The organism is Ruoffia sp. FAM 20857 (assembly GCF_045528645.1).
Taxonomy (GTDB): domain Bacteria; phylum Bacillota; class Bacilli; order Lactobacillales; family Aerococcaceae; genus Ruoffia; species Ruoffia halotolerans.
The window spans coordinates 1-19,337 of record NZ_JBGQRB010000024.1 but is presented as its reverse complement, the minus strand read 5'-3'; the positions used below and the strand labels follow the sequence as shown (position 1 = coordinate 19,337).

20 protein-coding genes and 1 pseudogene are annotated in these 19,337 nt (G+C 36.4%); 8 read left to right on the top strand and 13 right to left on the bottom strand.

What is annotated here, in order from left to right:
* Positions 1 to 26: 26 nt before the first annotated feature.
* Positions 27 to 458, bottom strand: a complete 432-nt coding sequence (locus ACEN4N_RS06935; RefSeq protein ID WP_407089357.1) for a DMT family transporter — start codon at positions 456 to 458, stop codon at positions 27 to 29.
* 155 nt (positions 459 to 613) lie between these two features.
* Here ACEN4N_RS06935 and ACEN4N_RS06930 point away from each other — a divergent pair, with 155 nt between their 5' ends.
* Positions 614 to 1,249, top strand: a complete 636-nt coding sequence (locus ACEN4N_RS06930; RefSeq protein WP_407093941.1) for an SGNH/GDSL hydrolase family protein — start codon at positions 614 to 616, stop codon at positions 1,247 to 1,249.
* A gap of 74 nt (positions 1,250 to 1,323) precedes the next feature.
* On the opposite strand, the gene ACEN4N_RS06925 is transcribed toward ACEN4N_RS06930, so the two are convergent.
* From ACEN4N_RS06925 to ACEN4N_RS06905, 5 genes are all read right to left on the bottom strand, one after another.
* Positions 1,324 to 2,244 carry a serine hydrolase gene (locus ACEN4N_RS06925; RefSeq protein WP_407089356.1) on the bottom strand — a complete coding sequence of 307 codons (921 nt, stop codon included), beginning with the start codon at positions 2,242 to 2,244 and terminating at the stop codon, positions 1,324 to 1,326.
* Between the two features lie 154 nt (positions 2,245 to 2,398).
* Complete coding sequence (locus ACEN4N_RS06920) at positions 2,399 to 3,634, bottom strand: serpin family protein (protein WP_407090679.1); 1,236 nt, start codon at positions 3,632 to 3,634, stop codon at positions 2,399 to 2,401.
* 74 nt (positions 3,635 to 3,708) lie between these two features.
* Positions 3,709 to 5,616, bottom strand: coding sequence for an alpha-amylase family glycosyl hydrolase (locus tag ACEN4N_RS06915; protein WP_407090678.1), 1,908 nt, complete (start codon positions 5,614 to 5,616; stop codon positions 3,709 to 3,711).
* A gap of 109 nt (positions 5,617 to 5,725) precedes the next feature.
* On the bottom strand, positions 5,726 to 6,076 hold the full coding sequence (locus ACEN4N_RS06910) for a DUF2568 domain-containing protein (protein WP_338489754.1): 351 nt from the start codon (positions 6,074 to 6,076) through the stop codon (positions 5,726 to 5,728).
* A gap of 30 nt (positions 6,077 to 6,106) precedes the next feature.
* A complete protein-coding gene (locus ACEN4N_RS06905; RefSeq protein ID WP_138405313.1) occupies positions 6,107 to 6,946 on the bottom strand; it encodes an aldo/keto reductase in 840 nt (279 codons plus the stop codon).
* A 137-nt stretch (positions 6,947 to 7,083) separates the two neighbouring features.
* Here ACEN4N_RS06905 and ACEN4N_RS06900 point away from each other — a divergent pair, with 137 nt between their 5' ends.
* Together ACEN4N_RS06900 and ACEN4N_RS06895 are read left to right on the top strand one after the other, a co-directional pair.
* Positions 7,084 to 7,518 carry a hypothetical protein gene (locus ACEN4N_RS06900; RefSeq protein ID WP_407090677.1) on the top strand — a complete coding sequence of 145 codons (435 nt, stop codon included), beginning with the start codon at positions 7,084 to 7,086 and terminating at the stop codon, positions 7,516 to 7,518.
* Between the two features lie 13 nt (positions 7,519 to 7,531).
* On the top strand, positions 7,532 to 8,080 hold the full coding sequence (locus ACEN4N_RS06895; RefSeq protein ID WP_407093940.1) for a hypothetical protein: 549 nt from the start codon (positions 7,532 to 7,534) through the stop codon (positions 8,078 to 8,080).
* A gap of 19 nt (positions 8,081 to 8,099) precedes the next feature.
* Here the strand turns inward: ACEN4N_RS06895 and ACEN4N_RS06890 are convergent, their stop codons facing one another.
* Genes ACEN4N_RS06890 through ACEN4N_RS06880 form a run of 3 tightly spaced genes read right to left on the bottom strand, consistent with a single transcriptional unit; the run spans position 8,100 to position 10,059 of the window.
* The gene (locus ACEN4N_RS06890; protein WP_407093939.1) at positions 8,100 to 8,813 is read right to left on the bottom strand and encodes an MgtC/SapB family protein; all 714 of its coding nucleotides are present in this window, start codon (positions 8,811 to 8,813) and stop codon (positions 8,100 to 8,102) included.
* A gap of 53 nt (positions 8,814 to 8,866) precedes the next feature.
* Positions 8,867 to 9,064, bottom strand: coding sequence for a YwbE family protein (locus ACEN4N_RS06885; protein WP_407093938.1), 198 nt, complete (start codon positions 9,062 to 9,064; stop codon positions 8,867 to 8,869).
* 38 nt (positions 9,065 to 9,102) lie between these two features.
* Positions 9,103 to 10,059: a Gfo/Idh/MocA family protein gene (locus ACEN4N_RS06880; RefSeq protein WP_407093937.1), complete on the bottom strand. Its 957-nt coding sequence runs from the start codon at positions 10,057 to 10,059 to the stop codon at positions 9,103 to 9,105.
* 163 nt (positions 10,060 to 10,222) lie between these two features.
* Between ACEN4N_RS06880 and ACEN4N_RS06875 the strand changes: the two genes are divergently transcribed.
* On the top strand, positions 10,223 to 11,236 hold the full coding sequence (locus ACEN4N_RS06875) for a Gfo/Idh/MocA family oxidoreductase (RefSeq protein ID WP_407093936.1): 1,014 nt from the start codon (positions 10,223 to 10,225) through the stop codon (positions 11,234 to 11,236).
* A gap of 22 nt (positions 11,237 to 11,258) precedes the next feature.
* A complete protein-coding gene (locus ACEN4N_RS06870) occupies positions 11,259 to 12,236 on the top strand; it encodes a Gfo/Idh/MocA family protein (RefSeq protein WP_407093935.1) in 978 nt (325 codons plus the stop codon).
* Between the two features lie 49 nt (positions 12,237 to 12,285).
* Here ACEN4N_RS06870 and ACEN4N_RS06865 read toward each other — a convergent pair whose 3' ends face one another.
* Entirely contained in the window at positions 12,286 to 13,254 is a 969-nt protein-coding gene (locus ACEN4N_RS06865) for a diaminopimelate dehydrogenase (RefSeq protein WP_407093934.1), read from the bottom strand.
* Between the two features lie 202 nt (positions 13,255 to 13,456).
* Here ACEN4N_RS06865 and ACEN4N_RS06860 point away from each other — a divergent pair, with 202 nt between their 5' ends.
* Both ACEN4N_RS06860 and ACEN4N_RS06855 read left to right on the top strand, forming a co-directional pair.
* Complete coding sequence (locus tag ACEN4N_RS06860; protein ID WP_407093933.1) at positions 13,457 to 13,882, top strand: lipocalin-like domain-containing protein; 426 nt, start codon at positions 13,457 to 13,459, stop codon at positions 13,880 to 13,882.
* 81 nt (positions 13,883 to 13,963) lie between these two features.
* Positions 13,964 to 14,691 (top strand): annotated as a pseudogene (locus ACEN4N_RS06855) (DsbA family protein).
* 137 nt (positions 14,692 to 14,828) lie between these two features.
* Here ACEN4N_RS06855 and ACEN4N_RS06850 read toward each other — a convergent pair.
* The 3 genes from ACEN4N_RS06850 to ACEN4N_RS06840 form a co-directional block, all read right to left on the bottom strand.
* Positions 14,829 to 15,821, bottom strand: a complete 993-nt coding sequence (locus tag ACEN4N_RS06850) for a PepSY domain-containing protein (protein WP_407093932.1) — start codon at positions 15,819 to 15,821, stop codon at positions 14,829 to 14,831.
* A gap of 88 nt (positions 15,822 to 15,909) precedes the next feature.
* Positions 15,910 to 16,965, bottom strand: coding sequence for an anti-sigma factor domain-containing protein (locus ACEN4N_RS06845; RefSeq protein WP_407090666.1), 1,056 nt, complete (start codon positions 16,963 to 16,965; stop codon positions 15,910 to 15,912).
* Between the two features lies 1 nt (position 16,966).
* Positions 16,967 to 17,581, bottom strand: coding sequence for a sigma-70 family RNA polymerase sigma factor (locus ACEN4N_RS06840; RefSeq protein WP_407090680.1), 615 nt, complete (start codon positions 17,579 to 17,581; stop codon positions 16,967 to 16,969).
* Between the two features lie 216 nt (positions 17,582 to 17,797).
* On the opposite strand from ACEN4N_RS06840, the gene ACEN4N_RS06835 reads away from it, so the two are divergent.
* A complete protein-coding gene (locus ACEN4N_RS06835) occupies positions 17,798 to 19,081 on the top strand; it encodes a CAP domain-containing protein (protein ID WP_407093931.1) in 1,284 nt (427 codons plus the stop codon).
* Positions 19,082 to 19,337 lie beyond the last annotated feature (256 nt).

Genomic DNA, 19,337 nt, shown 5'->3' with positions numbered 1-19,337 from the left:
TTTTGATATTTTATTTACCTTTAAAGCTAGCCTCTTTGAAAAATAACGATACCGATAATCATTATTATCATACCAAAGACTTTGCCGGATGTTAATTCAATCATTTCTACGTTAAACCAACCATTCGTATTAATGATGAGCGCAATTAACAACTGTGCAACCATTAATATCATGAAGGAATAAACGGGTCCTAAACTCATCATTCCCTGTGCAGCAACGTATACAATTAATACACCAAAGAAACCACTTAAGTAATACATCTTGTTTACTGAAAGTAACTCTTCCACACTACCGTCTCGAACAAACATAACAATTAACAAACCTGCTAAAAATCCAACTCCGTGAACAACGGTTGTCATTGTCCAAGAACCCGTCTTAGCGCTAATATTCGTATTAAAGATACTTTGTAAAGCAATTAAGATTCCCGCAAATAATGAATAAAATATACCTTGAATCATTAGTCGACCTCCACATTGAATTTCTTACATCATAACCAATTTTCAAGCTAATTGATATAAAAACCAGTTTATTCACATTACTAGTGAATCGCTTCCAAGTATCATATAATAATAATTGAATACATACTTAACAATTCTATTAGGAGGTTAAACAAATGGTACAATTACAACATAAAAATACGCTACTGTTTATCGGTGATAGCATTACGGATGCTGGGCGTGGTGAATACTTCGGTGCGAATTTAGGGCAAGGTTATGTCAATATGATTGCCGGACAGTTATATCGTCAATATATTCCCCTTCAATTAAATATCTTAAATCAAGGGGTTGGTGGTGATAAATTGACCGATTTATTCACTCGTTGGCAAGTGGACTGCCTTGATTTAAATCCAGATATAGTAACGATTCAAATTGGAATTAATGATATATGGCACCGTTTGTCTGCTGGTATTCCCTATACAGAAACAATTCTCGAACAATATAAAGAGAATTATCGATATTTATTAAAGACATTGACTGAACGAGAGGTTCAAATTATTTTAGTCGAACCTTATGTATTACCATACCCTGAGGACCGCTTAGATTGGCGTCCCTATGTCGATATAATGAAAGAAGTAATTGCAGACTTAGCCGAAGAATACGGCGCAACGTTAGTGAAGTTAGACGACGCCTTAAATCAAGTTGGAGAAAACTTAGGTTATGAGACAATAACTGGTGCTGATGGGGTTCACCCGACAAGTCTAGGTCATGCCTTTATCGCAGATCAATGGTTAAGACATACTGGTTTATAAAATCCAAAAATACACCCGTAACTGAGGACGAATATCACTGCCTCTTTCACGGGTGTTTTTATTTGTTTGTGAGATTAACTTTCTGATGCTTCTGTTTGGGCGAGTGTCCATTCATTGACACGTAGATTTAATTCCGCAATGAACATATCTGCATATAAATCATCACTTACCATAACAACTAAAGAATAAATCGGTTCATCGTCTTGATAGAAAATACCACTATCATTTAACATGTTCTCATAACGACCATACTTTGTCGCCATGTCATTAACAAATAATGAAAATAATTGTTTTGGTGATGTCTGCATCATTAAATCACGAACATGAGCGTAAGTATCGTAAGTCGCAATCTTTTGTAGAGACAAGTTCATCATGTAAGCTGAACCGTAATTATCAGAGTAATAAACTTCTGGTACTTCATAAAAATCAACAAAGTCTAAAAGTCCTGTTCGGAAACTTCCAAAGTTATTTACGTAATAATAATAAAGAATGAGCGAAGCTGTATTATCAGAGTAAACAATAGCTTGATATGCCAGATCATCTAAACGATAATAGGCTTGTTTAGGATTTGCGGTAATCTCGCCTGCCCCATCTTGGTAATATTCTTCACTATATGGTAATTCTGAATCCCAAGTTAAGTATCCTTGGTTAATCAAGTCAATAAACATCGCAACCATCGGTACTTTATACATACTTGCGACAATAAATTGCTCATCTTCATTTAAATAATACGCATCATCCGTTTGTAAATTTGTATAAGCTAAACCAATTTGTGAAACATCTAAACCATATTTGGCTAATAATTCATACACAATATCCTCTAAAGATTCATATTCAGAATACGCAAGCGGCTCCATATCTAAATTTTCCATCGCTTCATAATCATAAATGTTGCTCTCTTCAGATTCATCTTTTTCTTCGGTCGCTTCTGATTCAGATAAGTCTGAACTCGAAGCCTCTTCAGCTTGAATTACAGGTAAAGTGATTTGTGTCATTAATAATGCACACATCATCCACAAAATTATATTTAGTTTGTTTTTTATTTTCATCTGTTATTTCCTTTCTATAGACAACAAGATTATTATAGCAGTCTACTCAGAAAAAAACATTGAAAATTGCATGACTAATTCATTTATTTATTAAGTATATTTATTCAGAAATATTATGGATCAATCCTTCAAATAAAGGAATATCTTTATAGATGATCCCGTAAGCAAAGGGGCGGTCTACTTTTAATTCAATCGGTTCTTCTTCAACCGGCGCCATCGTTGTTTCAATATTTATCTCTGTGACTGCCGCTGCACTTGTTCCTTCTTCATCCAGAACAAGTTCAACGCGTTGAAGAATTTGACTCAAAGCAGTTTCTTCTTGAGTAGTGAAAAAGTCGGTCTCACCCAAGTCTTCTTTAAAATTACTTAAGTCGAAAGCATCTAACGAGTTCGTTAAATCAAAGGAACCACTACTTTCAAATTTCGGTAAAGTTAAAGCGATTGTCTTGTTATTAATTTCTTCCTCTTGTTCTAATACCCATTGATACGCTTCCCACATGCTTTCATCATCTGCCGATTCATCAGGAATGACGATTAATAAGTTAGCTTGGTTACGATACGGAAGTAAGATAGCTTGGAAGCCGTCTCCTTCTAAGTAAGGAATACTTTCTTCCAAATGCATCATTGGAACAACTGTTTCATCATCGCGACCGTAAAAAGTTTCGTCTGTATTTAATTCTTCGTTAAACACATTTAACCAATTGCTCTTGAAATACAGTAAATTCATCATGACTATTTGTAAATAATCATTGGATGTCATCTCAGCGATACGTGCTTCACTATAATACGGATCAATCAGACCTTCCGTTAATTCAGCAATATCTTCATTCAATGACTCGTAGGTTGATGAATCTTGAAAATCAACTCGACTCGCTTCAGTCGCTAAATCTTTTGTATCTTCCAAATAAGTCGAATTCCATTTTAAATCTTCCCGACCTAAAAGATACGTTTTCGTATCAAAGATTGGTTCATCACCTTCGGTCGCTTCCTTTATAAAACTTGCCATCGAGGCAACATACTCATCTCGGTCCATCCCCTCTGGAATTAGAACTTCACTGAGTCGTTCTTTTTCTGATCCGGTTAAACCTGGTTCTAAGGTGAGTAAGGCTAAGTAATACGATAAGGGTGAGTAAAGCGCATTCTCTTCCACTTCCTCTGATACTAAGGGTCTAAGTTCCTGGGAAAAGTCTTGAATTTGTTGGGCTAAGTTTCCTTCAAAATCTCCTTCCACTTGTTCAGATGCCGAGACTAATCCCGGTGTCATCGTTGATACAGCGAGGATTACAACTAATAAATATTTACATAATTGAGATACCCTCTTTAATAAATTAAACATATCAAACTCCTTTCATAATTTGTACAGTGTGACTTATTTCAGTATAAAGAAATTTGCATCACAGTCACTGAATATCACTCCTCAGTCATTGGAGTCAGTTCGCCGTCTTCTACTACTAACAACATTGTGCCGCCTTCTGAAATTGATGGAATCATCAATTCAATGCTTGCTTCTCCCGATTCAATTGCCTCCGCAGTATAGGTGAGGTCACTATAATAATCAGTTATTGCTGCATCTTCTGATGATACGGGTAAGTTTATTGTGTGTGAATCTTCAGATAAGTTAAAGATAATATAAACTTGTTCCCCTTCAAGCTCTCTAGTCACGATTGTCCATTGATCTTCTAATGACTGACCATAAACTTCTCTAGAACCACGAGCTAACAATTCAGAATTTGCACGACGGAATTGAAGTAATTTCTTATAGTGCGTTAAGATATCATTGTCTTCCGTTTGGTCCCATGCTAAATCATACCGATTGTCATACACCGGCCAATTATTGGCTCCCGTCTGACCTAATTCTTCCCCGTAGTAAATGACTGGTTGCCCTTTAGCAGTCATTTGTAATGTGACTGCCACTTTATATTTATCTTCATTGCCGTTTATCATATATAAAAAACCGGTCTCATCATGACTACTTAGAAATTGCCCAGTCGGACTCGCACTTGTCATTGCACCATTTCGGCGTTCTAGACGAGAGTTTACACCTCTAAAGTCACCATTAATGAAATCTCTAGCGTAGTTTTTAAATTCGAAATCTAAGACACTATCCATCATTCCGGAATTCAAATACCCTTTCGGACTTGTTGCACTTGCTCCCCATACTTCACCGATTAATTGGAAGTCTGGATCAATTGCTGTGAGTTCATTTCTAAAGTGTTGCCAAGCCTTATTATCAACATGAATCACTGTGTCCACTCTAAAGCTAGAAATCGAGTTACCAGCAGGTGTGGTTGATAAATCTAGCCAAGCTGTCTGCCAATCAACTAGTTGTTCATAGACGTCTTGTTCTTTTGTCGTAAAGTCAGGCAAACCAGATAATTCTTGAGTCAGTGAATCCATACCTGGGGAATCACGCAACATCCCCTCAAACACTTCTCGATCTTCCTCTGTTGGGTAGCCTTCGGGCGCATTATCGACATCACTATCTTTACTGTGCATGCCATAACCTGCATGATTTAAGACAACATCGACCATAATTTTTATATCTTTTTCAGCTGCTGTATCAATTAATTCATGAAACTCTTCCAACGTACCAAAATGCGGATTCAATTCTTCAAAGTTTTGTGCCCAATAACCATGGTAGCCATAAAATGCCCCATCATTCGTCCCTGAAGATACATCATAAGCGATATTCGATACAATCGGTGATATCCAAATCGTCGTAATACCTAACTCATCTAAATAATCAATCTGTTCAGTAATCCCTTTAAAATCCCCACCCTGATAAACACCTCGTTGATTATCTGCTTCTTCGTATGCTAAATTCCATGGATTATTATTGGACTCATCGCCATCTTTAAAGCGATCTGTCAGCATAAAGTAAATAATTTCTTCATCCCAATCCAGTTCTCCTTCTTCTTTCTCTCTCGGAAGAATCGTCACGGTTGTTTCAGTTTGATATTCTTGTTCTTCTGAATCCCACCAAGTAATCGGAATCGAATAGTCACCCGGTTCCACATCATGTGTGACTGATAAGGTCACTTTTAATAATTCAGGTGAGATGTTTAATTGGCTAGAGCCTCCTAATTGTGAGACATCCGCAACAATTTGTTCAATTTGTACTCCCTCTTCGACATCCAATTCGAGTATGGCATGTTGGTTATAATGAAAAGGCTGGCTCACATTGGCTGTGACGACATCCGATTCGACACTCGTTTCGACGGCCTCTGCCATGACATATTGAGTGTTACTAACTGTGACTGGTTGATACATTAAACTAAGTAAACTGAGTGCTAGAGCAGCTTTGAATTGTAATTTCATATGTGTCTCCTTTTTATTTAAGCGTTTACAAATAAGTATAGCAATACTTTCATCATTCGCCAATAATATCTATAAAAAAAGACTGAGTTTTTTCACTCAGTTTAAATACTTATACAATTGATTTTTCTCGAAAGTTATAAAGAAAAAACTGGTGAAAAAGAATGAGTACAAACCAACTGCCGGCATACACAGTATTCCCCTTTTGAAACCACATATAACTTGGCAGCATTAAGATAAGGAATTTACCGATGATCATCCAAGCAATTGGCAGTGGGTACGTTGCTTTCGGTGCGAAAAAGGCTCCCCAAATAATAATGATGACACCCACAGTTACGATAGCTCCAAATATTTGTAACCACCTTTGTGAGAAGAAGCTTGCGCCAAAATAGCCGAAACTAATTAAAGCAACAATTTCAATGATTAAAGCCAAAACTGCATGCAGACCTTGTAAAAGCTTCATCTTTTTCGCCTTCTTATTTTTTTATTTTTCTTAGTCAAACTCTTCGTATTCTCTAGGATCTTGCCCTTCAACTAAACCTTCTTTTCCTTTGTCTAATTGATTAATTAATTCCATCTCTTCTTGGGTTAATTCAAAGTCAAAAACATCAATATTCTCAATCTGATGTTCCAGTTGCCCTGATTTTACATTGACTAAGATACCTGTTTGAATATTCCAGCGAATAATTACTTGTGCGATTGATTTGTCGTGTTCTCTAGCAATCTCAGCTAATACTTTATTCTCTAATAAGTCATTTAACTCACGTCCAAGTGGACTCCATGCTTCCGTAAGTATCCCTCGATCTTTATTCGCTTGATGTAAATCTAAATTATTGAAATAGGGATGGCGTTCAATTTGGTTCGTTACTGATGTCACACCAGTGGCTTCAATAATACGGTCTAAGTGTTCTGGTAAGAAGTTAGACACACCTATGGTCTTAATTAAACCAAATTTCTGAGCATCAACTAATGCCTGCCAAGCTTCAACATAATTATCACGTTTTGGTAGTGGCCAATGTATTAAATATTTATCAAAATAATCAATGCCTATCCGATACAATGATTCTTGTATCGCATCAATCGCTTTATCATATTCATGATTAGCTCCTGGTAGTTTAGATGAGACTTGAATGTGCTCTCTAGGAATATTTAATTCACGAATGGCTTTCCCAACAGCCCCTTCATTATTGTAATTCGTCGATGTGTCGATTAACTCATAACCATTTCTGAGTGCTGTCTTAATCGACTGAACGCCTTTTGCTCCTTTGAGGCCAACTGTCCCTAAAGCAATCTTAGGAAAATTATTTCCGTCATTTACATTATAGAATTCCATTTAAACCTCTCCTTTTCTTATATCTATATTTTAATACCACACAATCTATCAACAAAATCATTCAACTTAGTTAAAGTTAATTTCGCAGTGTTTTTATAAATAATATGATATATTGATTAAGAAAAGGAAGTCTTATTATGGCGACAGTTAAAACAGACACAACGTTTGATGTATATTTAAATGAATTAGACGAAAAGGATCAAGATACTATCATTCGATTAGATCAAATGTTAACGAAACAATTTGGCAGAGATAGTCGCAATATTTGGGAAGGTAAATTTTTGGGCGGGCCCCAACAACAAATCATCGGTTACGGAGAAATCCCAATAAAAGGTAAGACCGATGAAACATGGTTTATGGTAGGTTTAGCCCGGCAAAAAGCTTACTTCAGTCTGTATGTGAATGCAGTTGAGGATAAGACATACTTGGCTAAGAAATATCAAGATCAACTGGGGAAAGTAAAGGTTGGTAGCAGTAGCATTAGTTTCAAACAATTTGATGATATTGATTTACCAACTTTAGAAAAAGTATTCAATATCGCCTATCAACAATGGCTAGAAATAAAACAATAGAAAGTGGTGCGTTATGGATCAAAAAATCCAAGACTTATTTGAACTATCTAAAAATGGAACCAAAGAAGAACGTTATAATGCTTTAATTGAACTAAATTCGACTTTAGAACAACCGGTGGATTGGGCGTATGACGTTTGGGATGATTTAATTGAATTATTATCAGATAAAGATGGTCATCAAAGATCACGAGCTGCCCAATATTTATCTAGCTTAGCTGCCTATAGCGACCCTGAAGACCGGATTTTAAAAGATTTTGATGCTTTATGGCAAGTCACTTTCGATGAAAAATTTGTCACTGCACGCCACACTATTCAAACTCTATGGCGAGTCGGGCTTGGAAGCGACGCGGCTAAGAATCTATTCTTAGAACACGTGATAGACCGTTTCAATGATGGCGACAAAGAAAAAAATTATACACTCATTCGTAATGACTTCTTACAAGGTATGCGCAATTTATATGACGAAACGCATGACGAAGTCATTAAAACTCAAGCACTTGAACTTATCGACTCTGTCGATGACCCCAAGTATCAAAAGAAATACGCTAAAATTTGGAAATAAAAAAAGAAGGAGGGTATGACTACTCTCCTTCTAATTCTTCAAAATAATTGATCCCTTTTAAGTTTTTGACTCTCATGATAAACTCTTGCTTTTGTATTCGGTTATATAAATCAATGGCGACGAAGTAAACAATTTCATTGGAGTCCGATTCGTAGTCACTCTCAATGACATGCTCACTCTCAATCTGCATATCAATGATATTCACACGTAAGTCCGCACAAAATTCTAAAAAGTGATTAAAGCTATCTAAAGAATCTGCAATAATATAACAATCAATCTTACTCGACTTACCTTGGATGACTTTCTTTAAAGGTCTAAGTAAGGTCATAATCAGTAAAATGGCAATACCACCAGCAATCGCTCCTTCATAGAAGCCAATACCTATCGCAAGACCAATACAGGCAGCCGCCCATAAACCAACAGCAGTTGTTAAGCCTTTCACTCGATTTCGATTGGTAACAAGAATGGTTCCAGCTCCTAAAAAGCCAATCCCACTTATTACTTGGGAACCTAAACGAGTTGGGTCTCCTCCTCCAATATTCTCAGTAACGTATTGGTTTGTCATCATGACCATGGTAGAACCAAGACAGACGAGAATATAAGTTCGTAGCCCTGCCGTGTGATTCTTCATCCCACGTTCCATCCCAATTAATCCGCCAATGAGAACAGCCAGTAAAATTCGAACAAGAATCGTTATTGTATTTAATTCATATAAATCAAACGTTAGATTCATTACATTCCTCCTCTCAGTTTTTTCAAGTCACCTATTATACATCCTTTGAAAAATTATCCAATAATTTCTTTAACTCGACCTACAATGCCACTTTCTAACATCACTTTAATTCCGTGATGGTGATTAGGTGAATTAGTTAAGAGACGTTTGACAACTCCTTCAGTCAATTTTCCTGAACGTTGATCTTGTTTTTGAACAACCTTTACTTTTGTCCCGATTTGAATATCGGCACGTTTAGTTCCATTTTTCATTTGTATTCCTCCTTTAGATCTTTTATAACAACCTTCTATTATAACACAATCTCATCTTTAATTTGGTCCATGATTTGAGTTACATTCTCTGAATGCTTTAATGACATGATCGGACTTTCTGTTTTGTGTTCTTGAATGCATTCAACGACATGAACGATTTCACTGTAGAAATCATCATGATCATATGGCACTTCATGTAATTGTGATTCATTGCTGTCAGCTAAAGTGAGTGTGTATGAAGCTGGTCGATGGAAGTTTGGAATACGTATTTCTCCAATCGTTCCCGTAATAATTGCGACTGTCTCCGTTTCACGGTCAAAGGCTGATTCCACTCGTCCAATCACACCATTCGATTCTAATTTCGCATCGACATAGACTTCAACCCCATTATCTGTCACTTCATAATCTACGTCTTTCACTTGAACCGGTGATGTCATGAAATCTTCAATCAATGAAATATTATACACTCCCATATCCAGTAAACAGCCCCCTTGAACAGGCTCAAAGTGATAACTTGCATCCGTTTCAGTAAATACACGGCACAGAGACGTTGAAACACTTAACACTTCACCGATATCTCCTTTTTCGATGCGCTCTTTAATCTCACGATAAGCCGGGACAAAGCGACTTTTCATTGCTTCCATGAAGAATACATTCGTTTCTTTCACCGTCTCAGTAATCTCTTCCATTTCTTGAAGTGACAGCGTCGCTGGCTTTTCACATAGAACAGCCTTTCCAGCTCGCAATGCTTTCTTAACCCATTCTAGGTGAAATTGGTGTGGTAAAGCAATGTAGACCGCATCAATTTCTGAATCATCTAATAAAGTTTGATAATTATCATAACTGACATCACATGGATGTTCTGCTCTAAAAGCTTCTGCTTTCTCCATCGTCCGTCGTGCTACGGCATATAAACGTGCACCCTTCACTTGTTCTAAACTCGTCGCAAAGCGATGTGCAATATTTCCCGCGCCAATAATTCCCCATTTAATCATACGTTACCCCTTTTTTTAAATGTATTTTTTATAAAAGAGTTTTCATTATGTAAATTGTACCTTATTTTTTTCTCGATTCATAATATCTTACGAATAGTTATCTCTATTAATTTTCTCATTTATAGCATATAGTTAGTAATAACAATTTAAAGGGAGGATTTTCATGCTTACAATTGCATACATTGGCAATGGTAAAAGTACTAATCGCTACCATTTGCCTTTTTCAACCCAATTATCTGACAAAATAAAAATCAAAACCATTTATTCTCGCAGTGGAAAAAGTGACTGGACTCCGATTGAAGGAGTGCAGTATACAACGAATATCGACGATATTTATAATGACCCAGAAATCCAACTTGTAGTAGTAACAACACCAAGTTCAAGTCATTATCCGTTAGCTAAAAAAGGTTTACTGCATGGGAAAAATATGTTGGTCGAGAAACCTTTCACTGAAACAGTTGAACAAGCTCAAGAATTATTCACGCTCGCTAAAGAAAAGAATTTATTTGTTCAAAGTTATCAAAATAGACGTTACGATTCAGATTTCTTAACGGTTCAAAAAGTGATTGAATCAAATAAGTTAGGCGATTTATTAGAACTTGAGATGCATTTTGATTACTTCCGACCCGAAGTACCAGAGAATAGTACGTATTCTCGAATTGACAGCTTTTTGTATGGACATGCTTGCCATACTTTAGATCAAGTTATCTCATACTTTGGAGAGCCTGACGAAGTTTATTCAGACGTGCGCCAGTTATTAGGTAAAGGTCGAATGAACGATTACTTTGATTTAGACCTTTACTACGGCAAATTAAAAGTATCCGTAAAATCTAGTTACTTCCGTTTGACACCGCGTCCTAGCTTTATTGTTTATGGTAAAAAAGGCTCATTTATTAAAGAGACTAAAGACCGTCAGGAAGAGCATTTGAAACAATTTTATATGCCAACTGAACCTGACTTTGGCGTTGACTTACCCCAACATTACGGCACATTAACATATATGGATGATGACAATCACTATCATCAAGAAAAAGTCATCTCTGAAGTGGGCGACTATAGTCGCTTCTATGAAGATGTCTATCAAACACTTATTAACAAGCAAGATAAAGTTGTTAAAGACGACCAAACTTTACTACAAATTAAATTACTTGAAGAAGGAACAAAACACTTAAGTTAAACCATTGAATGGAGGAAGTTTTATGAATTTAGCAATCTTTGGCGCTGGAAAAATCGTTCAAGAATTCTTAGAAATGGTAAAAGACATTCCAGAAATTAATCTAACTGCTCTATTATCTTCTGAGCGGAGCATAGAAAAAAACAAAGATTTAATCGTCACTCATAATATTGATGGGGTTTATACTAATGAAGATGAGATTCTTAAGCGCACTGATGTAGATACTGTCTACGTTGCCTTACCGAACCATCTGCACTATGAATTTAGTAAAAAAGCTCTTGAAGCAGGCAAACATGTGATTTGCGAGAAGCCTTTCACCTTAACGTTAAAAGAATTAGAAGAGTTAGAAGCCATCGCTTTAGAGAAAGATTTAGTTTTAATTGAAGCAATTACCAATCAATACTTTGCTAATTTTGCCCAACTTAAAGAGGATTTAAATGATGTTGGTGATTTAAAAATCATTGAATGTAATTATTCACAGTATTCTTCACGTTATGACGCTTTCAAAGAAGGAACTATTCTGCCGGCTTTTAACCCAAAAATGGGTGGCGGATCGCTAATGGATATTAATATTTATAACATCCACCTCGTTGTTGGCTTATTAGGTAAACCAAACCGGGTTGAATATTATGCCAATATCGAACGAGAAATTGATACATCCGGAATATTAGTCATGGAATATGATCAAACAAAAGTTGTCTGTATTGGATCTAAAGACACGAGCGCACCGATTAAAAGTACGATTCAAGGAACCGATGGCTCGCTCATTATTAATGGTCCAACAAACACGTTAGAAAGTTATACTAAAATTATTGGCAAACTCACGGAAGAAGTCATTGATTTAAAAGTACACCCGCATCGTATGTATGAGGAATTTATCGCCTTCAACCGCATCATTAATGAACATGATATGGATACTGTTCGTGAGAAACTCACACATAGTAAAATCGTCATGGAAGTGGCAGAGAAAGCACTTGAAGATGCTAGTATCAAATTAGGATAACAATAACCCCCGAAAGGAATGTCACCGCATTTCTTTCGGGGGTTTCTCATTATAATAATTCTTTTCGTAAATCTGCAGCACTCTTAGGTGATAAATATTTTGGTGCAATATCAAAAACTGTCTGAGCTCCAGAAAGCCCTTCTTGATGCAATTTATAAGCGGCACGTGCATATGCCACATTGACTGCAGCTGTAAACTCAGGGTTACTGCCTAAATTTAAACCAAATTCATAGACTTGCTGCATGTCAGGGGAGGTTTCTCCTGAGCGAATCACTCGTCCACCGTGTGGTAAACCAGCATGAATTGCATGTAATTCTTCCTCCGTAATGAAAGTGACTTCGGTTTGATACCCTTCAAAGTAATCTGGCATCGTTACAATGTCATTTTTTACTTTTTCTGCATCTGCACCCCCTTCCAACACCACATAAACATCACGATTATGAGCGGATTTAGATGTATATTCGACGGTTTCTCCTGCATGGATTTGATCAATTAATTCTGTATTTGGAATTGTATATTGAACGCCATCTTTAACCCCTTCAACACGTCTAACCGCATCTCCGTGCCCTTGGCTCAAGCCTTCACCCCAGAAAGTATATGTATCTCCTTTAGGTAAGATAGCCTCTCCAATTAAACGATTTAAAGAAAACAATCCTGGATCCCATCCCGTCGCAATAATTGACACATATTTATGTGCTTTTGCCACACTGTCCATACTTTCAAAATAGTTTGGAATCTGACTATGATTGTCATAGCTATCTACAGTGTTAAAATGTTCTGCCAAAGCGGGTCCTTGTTCTGGAATATCCGAACGTGACCCCCCGCATAAAATTAAAACATCAATCTTATCTTTGAAGTTTAAGATATCATCCATGTGATATGCTGTTGCTTCTGTATCTAAAGTATCTGGATTACGACGAGAGAAAATCCCCACTAAGTTCATGTCTGGTGCATTCTTTAAGTTAGCCTCTACACCGCGCCCTAAGTTACCGTAACCCACAATTCCAATATTTATCATAATTAAATCCTCCTTACAGGATAGTTAAAAACTAATTATATTTTGCTTCTTTTTTCTTCATATGTCAATTAATTTACTATAACATAATTCCCTTTTTTAATTCGATAAAACTTTTAATAAAATGTACGCAAGCATGAATACAGCCAATCTTAGACAACTATAGTATTCTATAATTATCAACTACAATTATCTGGAGGTAAATATGAAAAACTTAGAAGAACAATTAATCGGAACCACTTGGTCACTTAAATCATTCGAATCAGTCGATCAAAATGACCATATTTATTACCCTTTAGGTGAGGATGCTAAAGGTTTTATAGTCTTTGATCATACTGGCTTATTCTCTGTTCAATTAATGGCTAAAGAAGCTTTATCCAAAGATGCCGTCGCTCACTATAGAACGGATGTTGAGAAAGCAATGGGAATGCATGGGTATCATGCATATTCAGGGCATTTTAGTTTGGATGAAGAAAAAGCTGTGATGACTACTTCTGTATATTTAAGCCTTATCCCTGCATATCGAGGATCAAAACAAAAACGTTCAGTTAATATTGAAGGTGACCTCTTATACTTATCAAATATTGAACACCCTGAACGTAAATTAGTCTGGCAAAAAAATATAATTTAGCTTAGCGCTTACACAATCAAATATCCATTGTAATGATAGGTGTGGATGCTATACTAACACTACGGAATAAAGGAGGCTATTATGCTAGAAATCGAATTTTTTCACGATGTTATCTGTTCTTTTTGCTTTCCGATGCAAATCGCATGCGAAAAGTCATGGATAAATATCAGAATTTAGATATACAACACCGTTCATTTGCCCTAGGTTGGGAAGTAGAACACTTTGAGCAAATGTTTGGCAGTCATGAAGCAGTTAAACCCGAAGTTTTAAATCACTGGGATGCCGCAAATCAAAACGATGATGAGCACCGCTTTAATATCGAAGGTATGAGACAGACTGACTTCAACTTCCCTCATTCGCAACCTGGTCTAATTGCAGCTAAAGCTGCAGGTTTAATTGGTGGCGATTCAATGTACTGGGAAGTCTTTGATAAACTTCAAGAAGGCTTGTTTGTACGCAATTTAAATATAGCAGATCAAAATGTCATTGATGACTTAGTAAAAGAAACGTCCATCGACTTTGATTCATGGAAAAAACAAGCAACTAATGATGAAACTAAACAAGCAGTCTTAAATGACTTAGCGCTTGTTAATGCTTACGGTATTCAAGGAGCCCCTGCTTTAGTGATTGATAAAAAATACCTCATTAGTGGTGCCCAACCTCAAGAGCTGATTGAACAAGCTTTAGAGCAAGCAGCACAAGAAGCAAATATTAATATCACTAAACCTACGACACCTCAGTTTCAAGTATTAGGTGATAATACTGGCGCATCGTGTCGCGTTGAAAATGGAACTTGGATCTGCGACTAGCTTCAAAAGATAAACAAATAAAAACGTAGTGAAGAGGGGAAGCAAATCCACTTTCATTACGTTTTTTTCTTGTTAAAAATAATTATTCAACTTAGTTTGAATCGTCTTAATTTAAACGATGCGTCTCGTTAGTCGTCTCAATCGTCGTCATCCCAGTCGTCATCATCCCAGTCATCGTCGTCCCAGTCATCGTCATCCCAGTCATCGTCGTCCCAGTCATCGTCATCCCAGTCATCATCGTCCCAGTCATCGTCATCCCAGTCGTCATCGTCCCAGTCATCATCGTCCCAGTCATCGTCGTCCCAGTCATCGTCGTCCCAGTCATCATCATAACGGTCGTCGTCATCCCAATCATCGTCGTCCCAGTCATCGTCATAACGGTCGTCGTCATCCCTATCATCGTCATCGTAGCGATCATCATCACGTCCATAGTAATAATTATTATCATAAACTGTTGGGCGGCTTCCACTATAATCATTATAGAATTGACGGTAGTAATGGCGATCATCATCATCGTCGTTATCGTCATCATTTACATCGTCATTAATGTCATTTCTATCATCATCATCTTGGTCAAGAATATCCCCTGTTAAGGCATCAATCTCGACTTCGATTTCCCGATTACCATCAATGAGTGTAATCTCCCACTCTAGTTTATCGTCATCACTGATATCATCATCATCATCACTATCTAAACTCCAATTAACGATATTATTATTTTGAGTGTGATCCATGACTGATTGAGTGATTTCTTCGATGGAAGCCAGCTCATCAACATTTATAGCTAAATTATCATCGTCATCATCTCTAGATTTACTTGCAAAAAAGTTTTCCCCGTTATATCTAATTAATTGATATGCTTCTGTCTCACCACGACCAAGAACTCTTGTAATAAACTGCCCTGTTTCTTGATGCATGTGAATATCAATATCTGTTAATTCGGCATTTGGATAGTATGATTGATAAAGTGAAACTGCCTCATCAAAAGCATTTTGTAACTCACTTGTTTGTTCTTGAGAAATCGCAACAGTACCAACATCATTATTTTGCGCATTAATACTTACTACAGGCGTAATGCCACTTAGAGCAAGCATTGATGCACTGAGTAGAAGGAATTTTTTCATCTTCATTTTCTATCTCTCCCTTATTTTTTTACCGTTTGCTCGGCTTATTAAATAATACGAATGTCGATTTGTTTTTAGGTACCTTTTTTAAAAATTAATCATCATCATCGTCAAAATCATCATCCCAATCGTCATCATCCCAATCATCGTCGTCCCAATCGTCATCATCCCAGTCATCGTCATCCCAGTCATCATCACCTTCTATATAAGAATTCACTGAACTATTGACATTGTCATCAGTACTATACGAATCTTCATCATAAAACGATTCGAACCAATCATCATCTGAATTAAATTCACTATTATCTGTTGGTTTTGGTGTAACTAATCCTTTGAAGAAGCTTTGTAGTTCTTGAACTTCTGAGCGATTATAGATACTTTCTAATAATTCTCTAAAACGTTCACTACTTTGGTTAAAATTATAATACTCCGCGTTTCCTGATAAGCGGTCACGTTTTTCTTTAGCTGATAATACGCGACTCTCTTCATCTGTCCACAATGAAATATTTGCATTAGCCAATTGATAATCACCCAATAAGACTTCTTGTTGAGTTGCATTTTCGTAATCTTCCATTGACCCTTTAATGACGACAATATTATTATTCGCCATTGCATTCCTTAACTCATCTATTACTAGATCCTCAATCGCATTCGTATCATCCGCATTGGCGGCTGAGATAGCAATAAGTACATCTAAGGAATCTGATTCATCAATGAGACTTACCAGTGAAGGCGTAATTTCACTTAGTTTTTCTCCTTCAGTTATACTTTCATTCTCCATTTCACCCAGTCGATTGATGACTCTAACGACTTCATAATCATCATTCAGTTCAACTTGAACACCTTCTTGAGTTCCGATTGAAATGGCTGCATATGCAGGTTCTGATGGACCAAAAATATTTTGAGAAAGATTAAAGAATAAGAACAACACTGCTGCAACCGCTACGAGACTTATTAGTGGCCTAAAATTCACATGACGAACTTTTTCTTTCGCTTGATATCGATCAGAATCAAAGTAAAAAATTTGATCACCTACGGCTAAAGAATCTTTTCTTTTCAACCGATGAATTTCACCACTCGGGTCCATGACGATGACGTAATCTTCTTTGATTTCTATGACAATCGTTTCTTTTACATCATATTTACTCATCTTATCCCCTCTTTATCCAATCTATTAAGCTTGCTAACCCATTTTTAAATATAATAATAGTCGATGTGATAAACACTTTGTTTCCTTTTATAACCTTCACTGAGACATTATTATATGTTGCGGTTAGTTTTATAGGGAGACGCTTCTTTTCAAATAAGGGAATTGTTATCGGCTTATGTTTACTTGATTTCTCCGAGATATGAATAGCTCTTTCGCGACTATCTTTATGTTTTGGAGATTCTTCTATTAACTGCTCCAAACTAATATCAAAGTCTTCAATCGTACTTTTCCACTCTTCAATTTCAATCGCTAATACATTTTCACTTTGTCTCGATTCGTCTTGAAATTGTACGCCTGATTCTGCCATCGAATCTAAGGATGCCATCTCTTCATTCTTTTTTTCTTTCCTTAGATAATCAATCACGCGACTTCGAATAACCACTTTTACAAAATTCAATAAGGATCCTTTTGACTCGTCATATTTTTCAACGGCTTCCTTAAAAGCTAACAAAGCAATTGAAAAAGCATCATCATTTTGAACATTAACATATCTATTGGTAGTCTCACTAACTACTTTTATTATGAAGCCGTAATGTTCTTCAATTAGTTGCTCAATTTGTTTTTCGATTTGAAATGCCTCCTATCTGCTCAATATATAATACGTAACTTTTTAACAATTTAGGGACCTTTTTCTGTAGTTGGTTAAATCATAGCACAAATATTTATTGATTTAATCTAATTATCCTCCAAAAAGGTCCCTAAAATTGATATAGCTTTCGTATTATGTATCGACTGGCAAAGCAAAGTCAAAAATAAGAAAGAAGGTACGAAAATGCGAAACAAGAAATATCTATTAAGAAGAAAAGGTTTTAGTGTTAAAAAGGCTCTATTATCAATTGGTGTTGTTGCTTCCATTGGATTAGCTTTTAGTCATTCGACTGAGATCTTAGAAAGTGCTTTGGCTAATTCTGCAACTGAAAATGTAGAAAAAACTCAAACAAATAATGTATTAAGCCATCCGATAGTGCAAAAAGAACAAAATGCTGCTTTAAATGCATTGATTAATCGTTGGCAAGAAAAGTCTCCTGAAGAAATAAAAGAGGAGTTACTTCGTCAAGAAGAAGCAGGCTCAATTGCTTATGTCGTTCAATGGGGAGACACACTTCCTAATATTGCTTCCGCTGCAGGATTGACTGTTAATGAATTATTAGACTTAAATGGTCTAAGTTCGGATTATCATATCAATACTTCAGATGTCTTAATCGGTCTCATAGATAACCAAGGTATTCACGTCGCTGGTGCATATGACGATGACCGGGATGATGATGACTGGGATGATGACGACTGGGACGATGATGACAGGGATGACGATGATTGGGATGACGATGACTGGGTTGATGACTACTGGGACGACGATGATTGGGATGACGATGACTGGGACGACGATGATTGGGATGACGATGACTGGGACGACGATGATTGGGACGATGACGACAATTATTGGTTAGAAAGATTCTATAACGATCCAAATAACATTCCAGGACACACTCCGAAAACCGAAGGTGATATCCCTACAACGATAGCTCAGGAGAGAGAAGTAGAAACAACACAATCGCCAGATCAAACAGGAAATGATCAAGTAGCTGAAACTACATTAGATGAATTACCTCCCGTTGATACAACAGTAACTGATTCCAATAATGTCAATTTAGATGCAGTTACTCAAGAATTCCATAATTTAGTTAATCAAGAACGCTTAAATAATGGTCAGAGTCAATTGAATTATGGTGATCATTTACAAACTGCAGCCGTAAATAGAACAACAGAAATTACAGAGCATTTCTCACATACAAGACCGAATGGATTATCATTCTTCACCGCACCTGGCTTTGATCAAGGTGGAACGATTGTCGGAGAGAACCTACAACAAACATACATTTCACGCAATGCAACACCTGAAGAAATTGCTCAAAAATTATTTGATAATTGGAAGAAGAGTCCAGGACACTATGAAAACATGATGGATGGTTCGTATTTAGATCATGCAATTCAACTTGATACGTACGAAAATGGAGACAACATCATTATCTATTCAACACAAGTATTCAGTAACTAAAGTAAAATAAAAGATACCGAATTTACTGCCATAAATTCGATATCTGATAGGATTTCAATTCTAGTTCACAAAAATAGAAATATTAAGAAGCACGGATAATTTACGAATTATTCATGCTTCTTTTTTCTATGTTGAATTGCAATAATTAATGCGACAATTTTTTATTTACTCAATTAATAAGAGTTCGTGTAAAAATACTTCCAAAGGTGTTTGGTAATCTAAGCATTTCCTAGGTCGATTATTCATTAACCACAAA

What these genes read in the sequence shown, in the direction of transcription:
- ACEN4N_RS06920 (WP_407090679.1), bottom strand. Translation starts at nt 3,634, where the DNA reads ATGTTTAATTTATTAAAGAGGGTATCTCAATTATGTAAATATTTATTA.
- ACEN4N_RS06850 (WP_407093932.1), bottom strand. Translation starts at nt 15,821, where the DNA reads ATGAAGATGAAAAAATTCCTTCTACTCAGTGCATCAATGCTTGCTCTA.
- ACEN4N_RS06870 (WP_407093935.1), top strand. Translation starts at nt 11,259, where the DNA reads ATGAATTTAGCAATCTTTGGCGCTGGAAAAATCGTTCAAGAATTCTTA.
- ACEN4N_RS06910 (WP_338489754.1), bottom strand. Translation starts at nt 6,076, where the DNA reads ATGAAGCTTTTACAAGGTCTGCATGCAGTTTTGGCTTTAATCATTGAA.
- ACEN4N_RS06900 (WP_407090677.1), top strand. Translation starts at nt 7,084, where the DNA reads ATGGCGACAGTTAAAACAGACACAACGTTTGATGTATATTTAAATGAA.
- ACEN4N_RS06885 (WP_407093938.1), bottom strand. Translation starts at nt 9,064, where the DNA reads ATGAAAAATGGAACTAAACGTGCCGATATTCAAATCGGGACAAAAGTA.
- ACEN4N_RS06880 (WP_407093937.1), bottom strand. Translation starts at nt 10,059, where the DNA reads ATGATTAAATGGGGAATTATTGGCGCGGGAAATATTGCACATCGCTTT.
- ACEN4N_RS06860 (WP_407093933.1), top strand. Translation starts at nt 13,457, where the DNA reads ATGAAAAACTTAGAAGAACAATTAATCGGAACCACTTGGTCACTTAAA.
- ACEN4N_RS06925 (WP_407089356.1), bottom strand. Translation starts at nt 2,244, where the DNA reads ATGACACAAATCACTTTACCTGTAATTCAAGCTGAAGAGGCTTCGAGT.
- ACEN4N_RS06905 (WP_138405313.1), bottom strand. Translation starts at nt 6,946, where the DNA reads ATGGAATTCTATAATGTAAATGACGGAAATAATTTTCCTAAGATTGCT.
- ACEN4N_RS06935 (WP_407089357.1), bottom strand. Translation starts at nt 458, where the DNA reads ATGATTCAAGGTATATTTTATTCATTATTTGCGGGAATCTTAATTGCT.
- ACEN4N_RS06865 (WP_407093934.1), bottom strand. Translation starts at nt 13,254, where the DNA reads ATGATAAATATTGGAATTGTGGGTTACGGTAACTTAGGGCGCGGTGTA.
- ACEN4N_RS06930 (WP_407093941.1), top strand. Translation starts at nt 614, where the DNA reads ATGGTACAATTACAACATAAAAATACGCTACTGTTTATCGGTGATAGC.
- ACEN4N_RS06835 (WP_407093931.1), top strand. Translation starts at nt 17,798, where the DNA reads ATGCGAAACAAGAAATATCTATTAAGAAGAAAAGGTTTTAGTGTTAAA.
- ACEN4N_RS06875 (WP_407093936.1), top strand. Translation starts at nt 10,223, where the DNA reads ATGCTTACAATTGCATACATTGGCAATGGTAAAAGTACTAATCGCTAC.
- ACEN4N_RS06845 (WP_407090666.1), bottom strand. Translation starts at nt 16,965, where the DNA reads ATGAGTAAATATGATGTAAAAGAAACGATTGTCATAGAAATCAAAGAA.
- ACEN4N_RS06895 (WP_407093940.1), top strand. Translation starts at nt 7,532, where the DNA reads ATGGATCAAAAAATCCAAGACTTATTTGAACTATCTAAAAATGGAACC.
- ACEN4N_RS06890 (WP_407093939.1), bottom strand. Translation starts at nt 8,813, where the DNA reads ATGAATCTAACGTTTGATTTATATGAATTAAATACAATAACGATTCTT.
- ACEN4N_RS06915 (WP_407090678.1), bottom strand. Translation starts at nt 5,616, where the DNA reads ATGAAATTACAATTCAAAGCTGCTCTAGCACTCAGTTTACTTAGTTTA.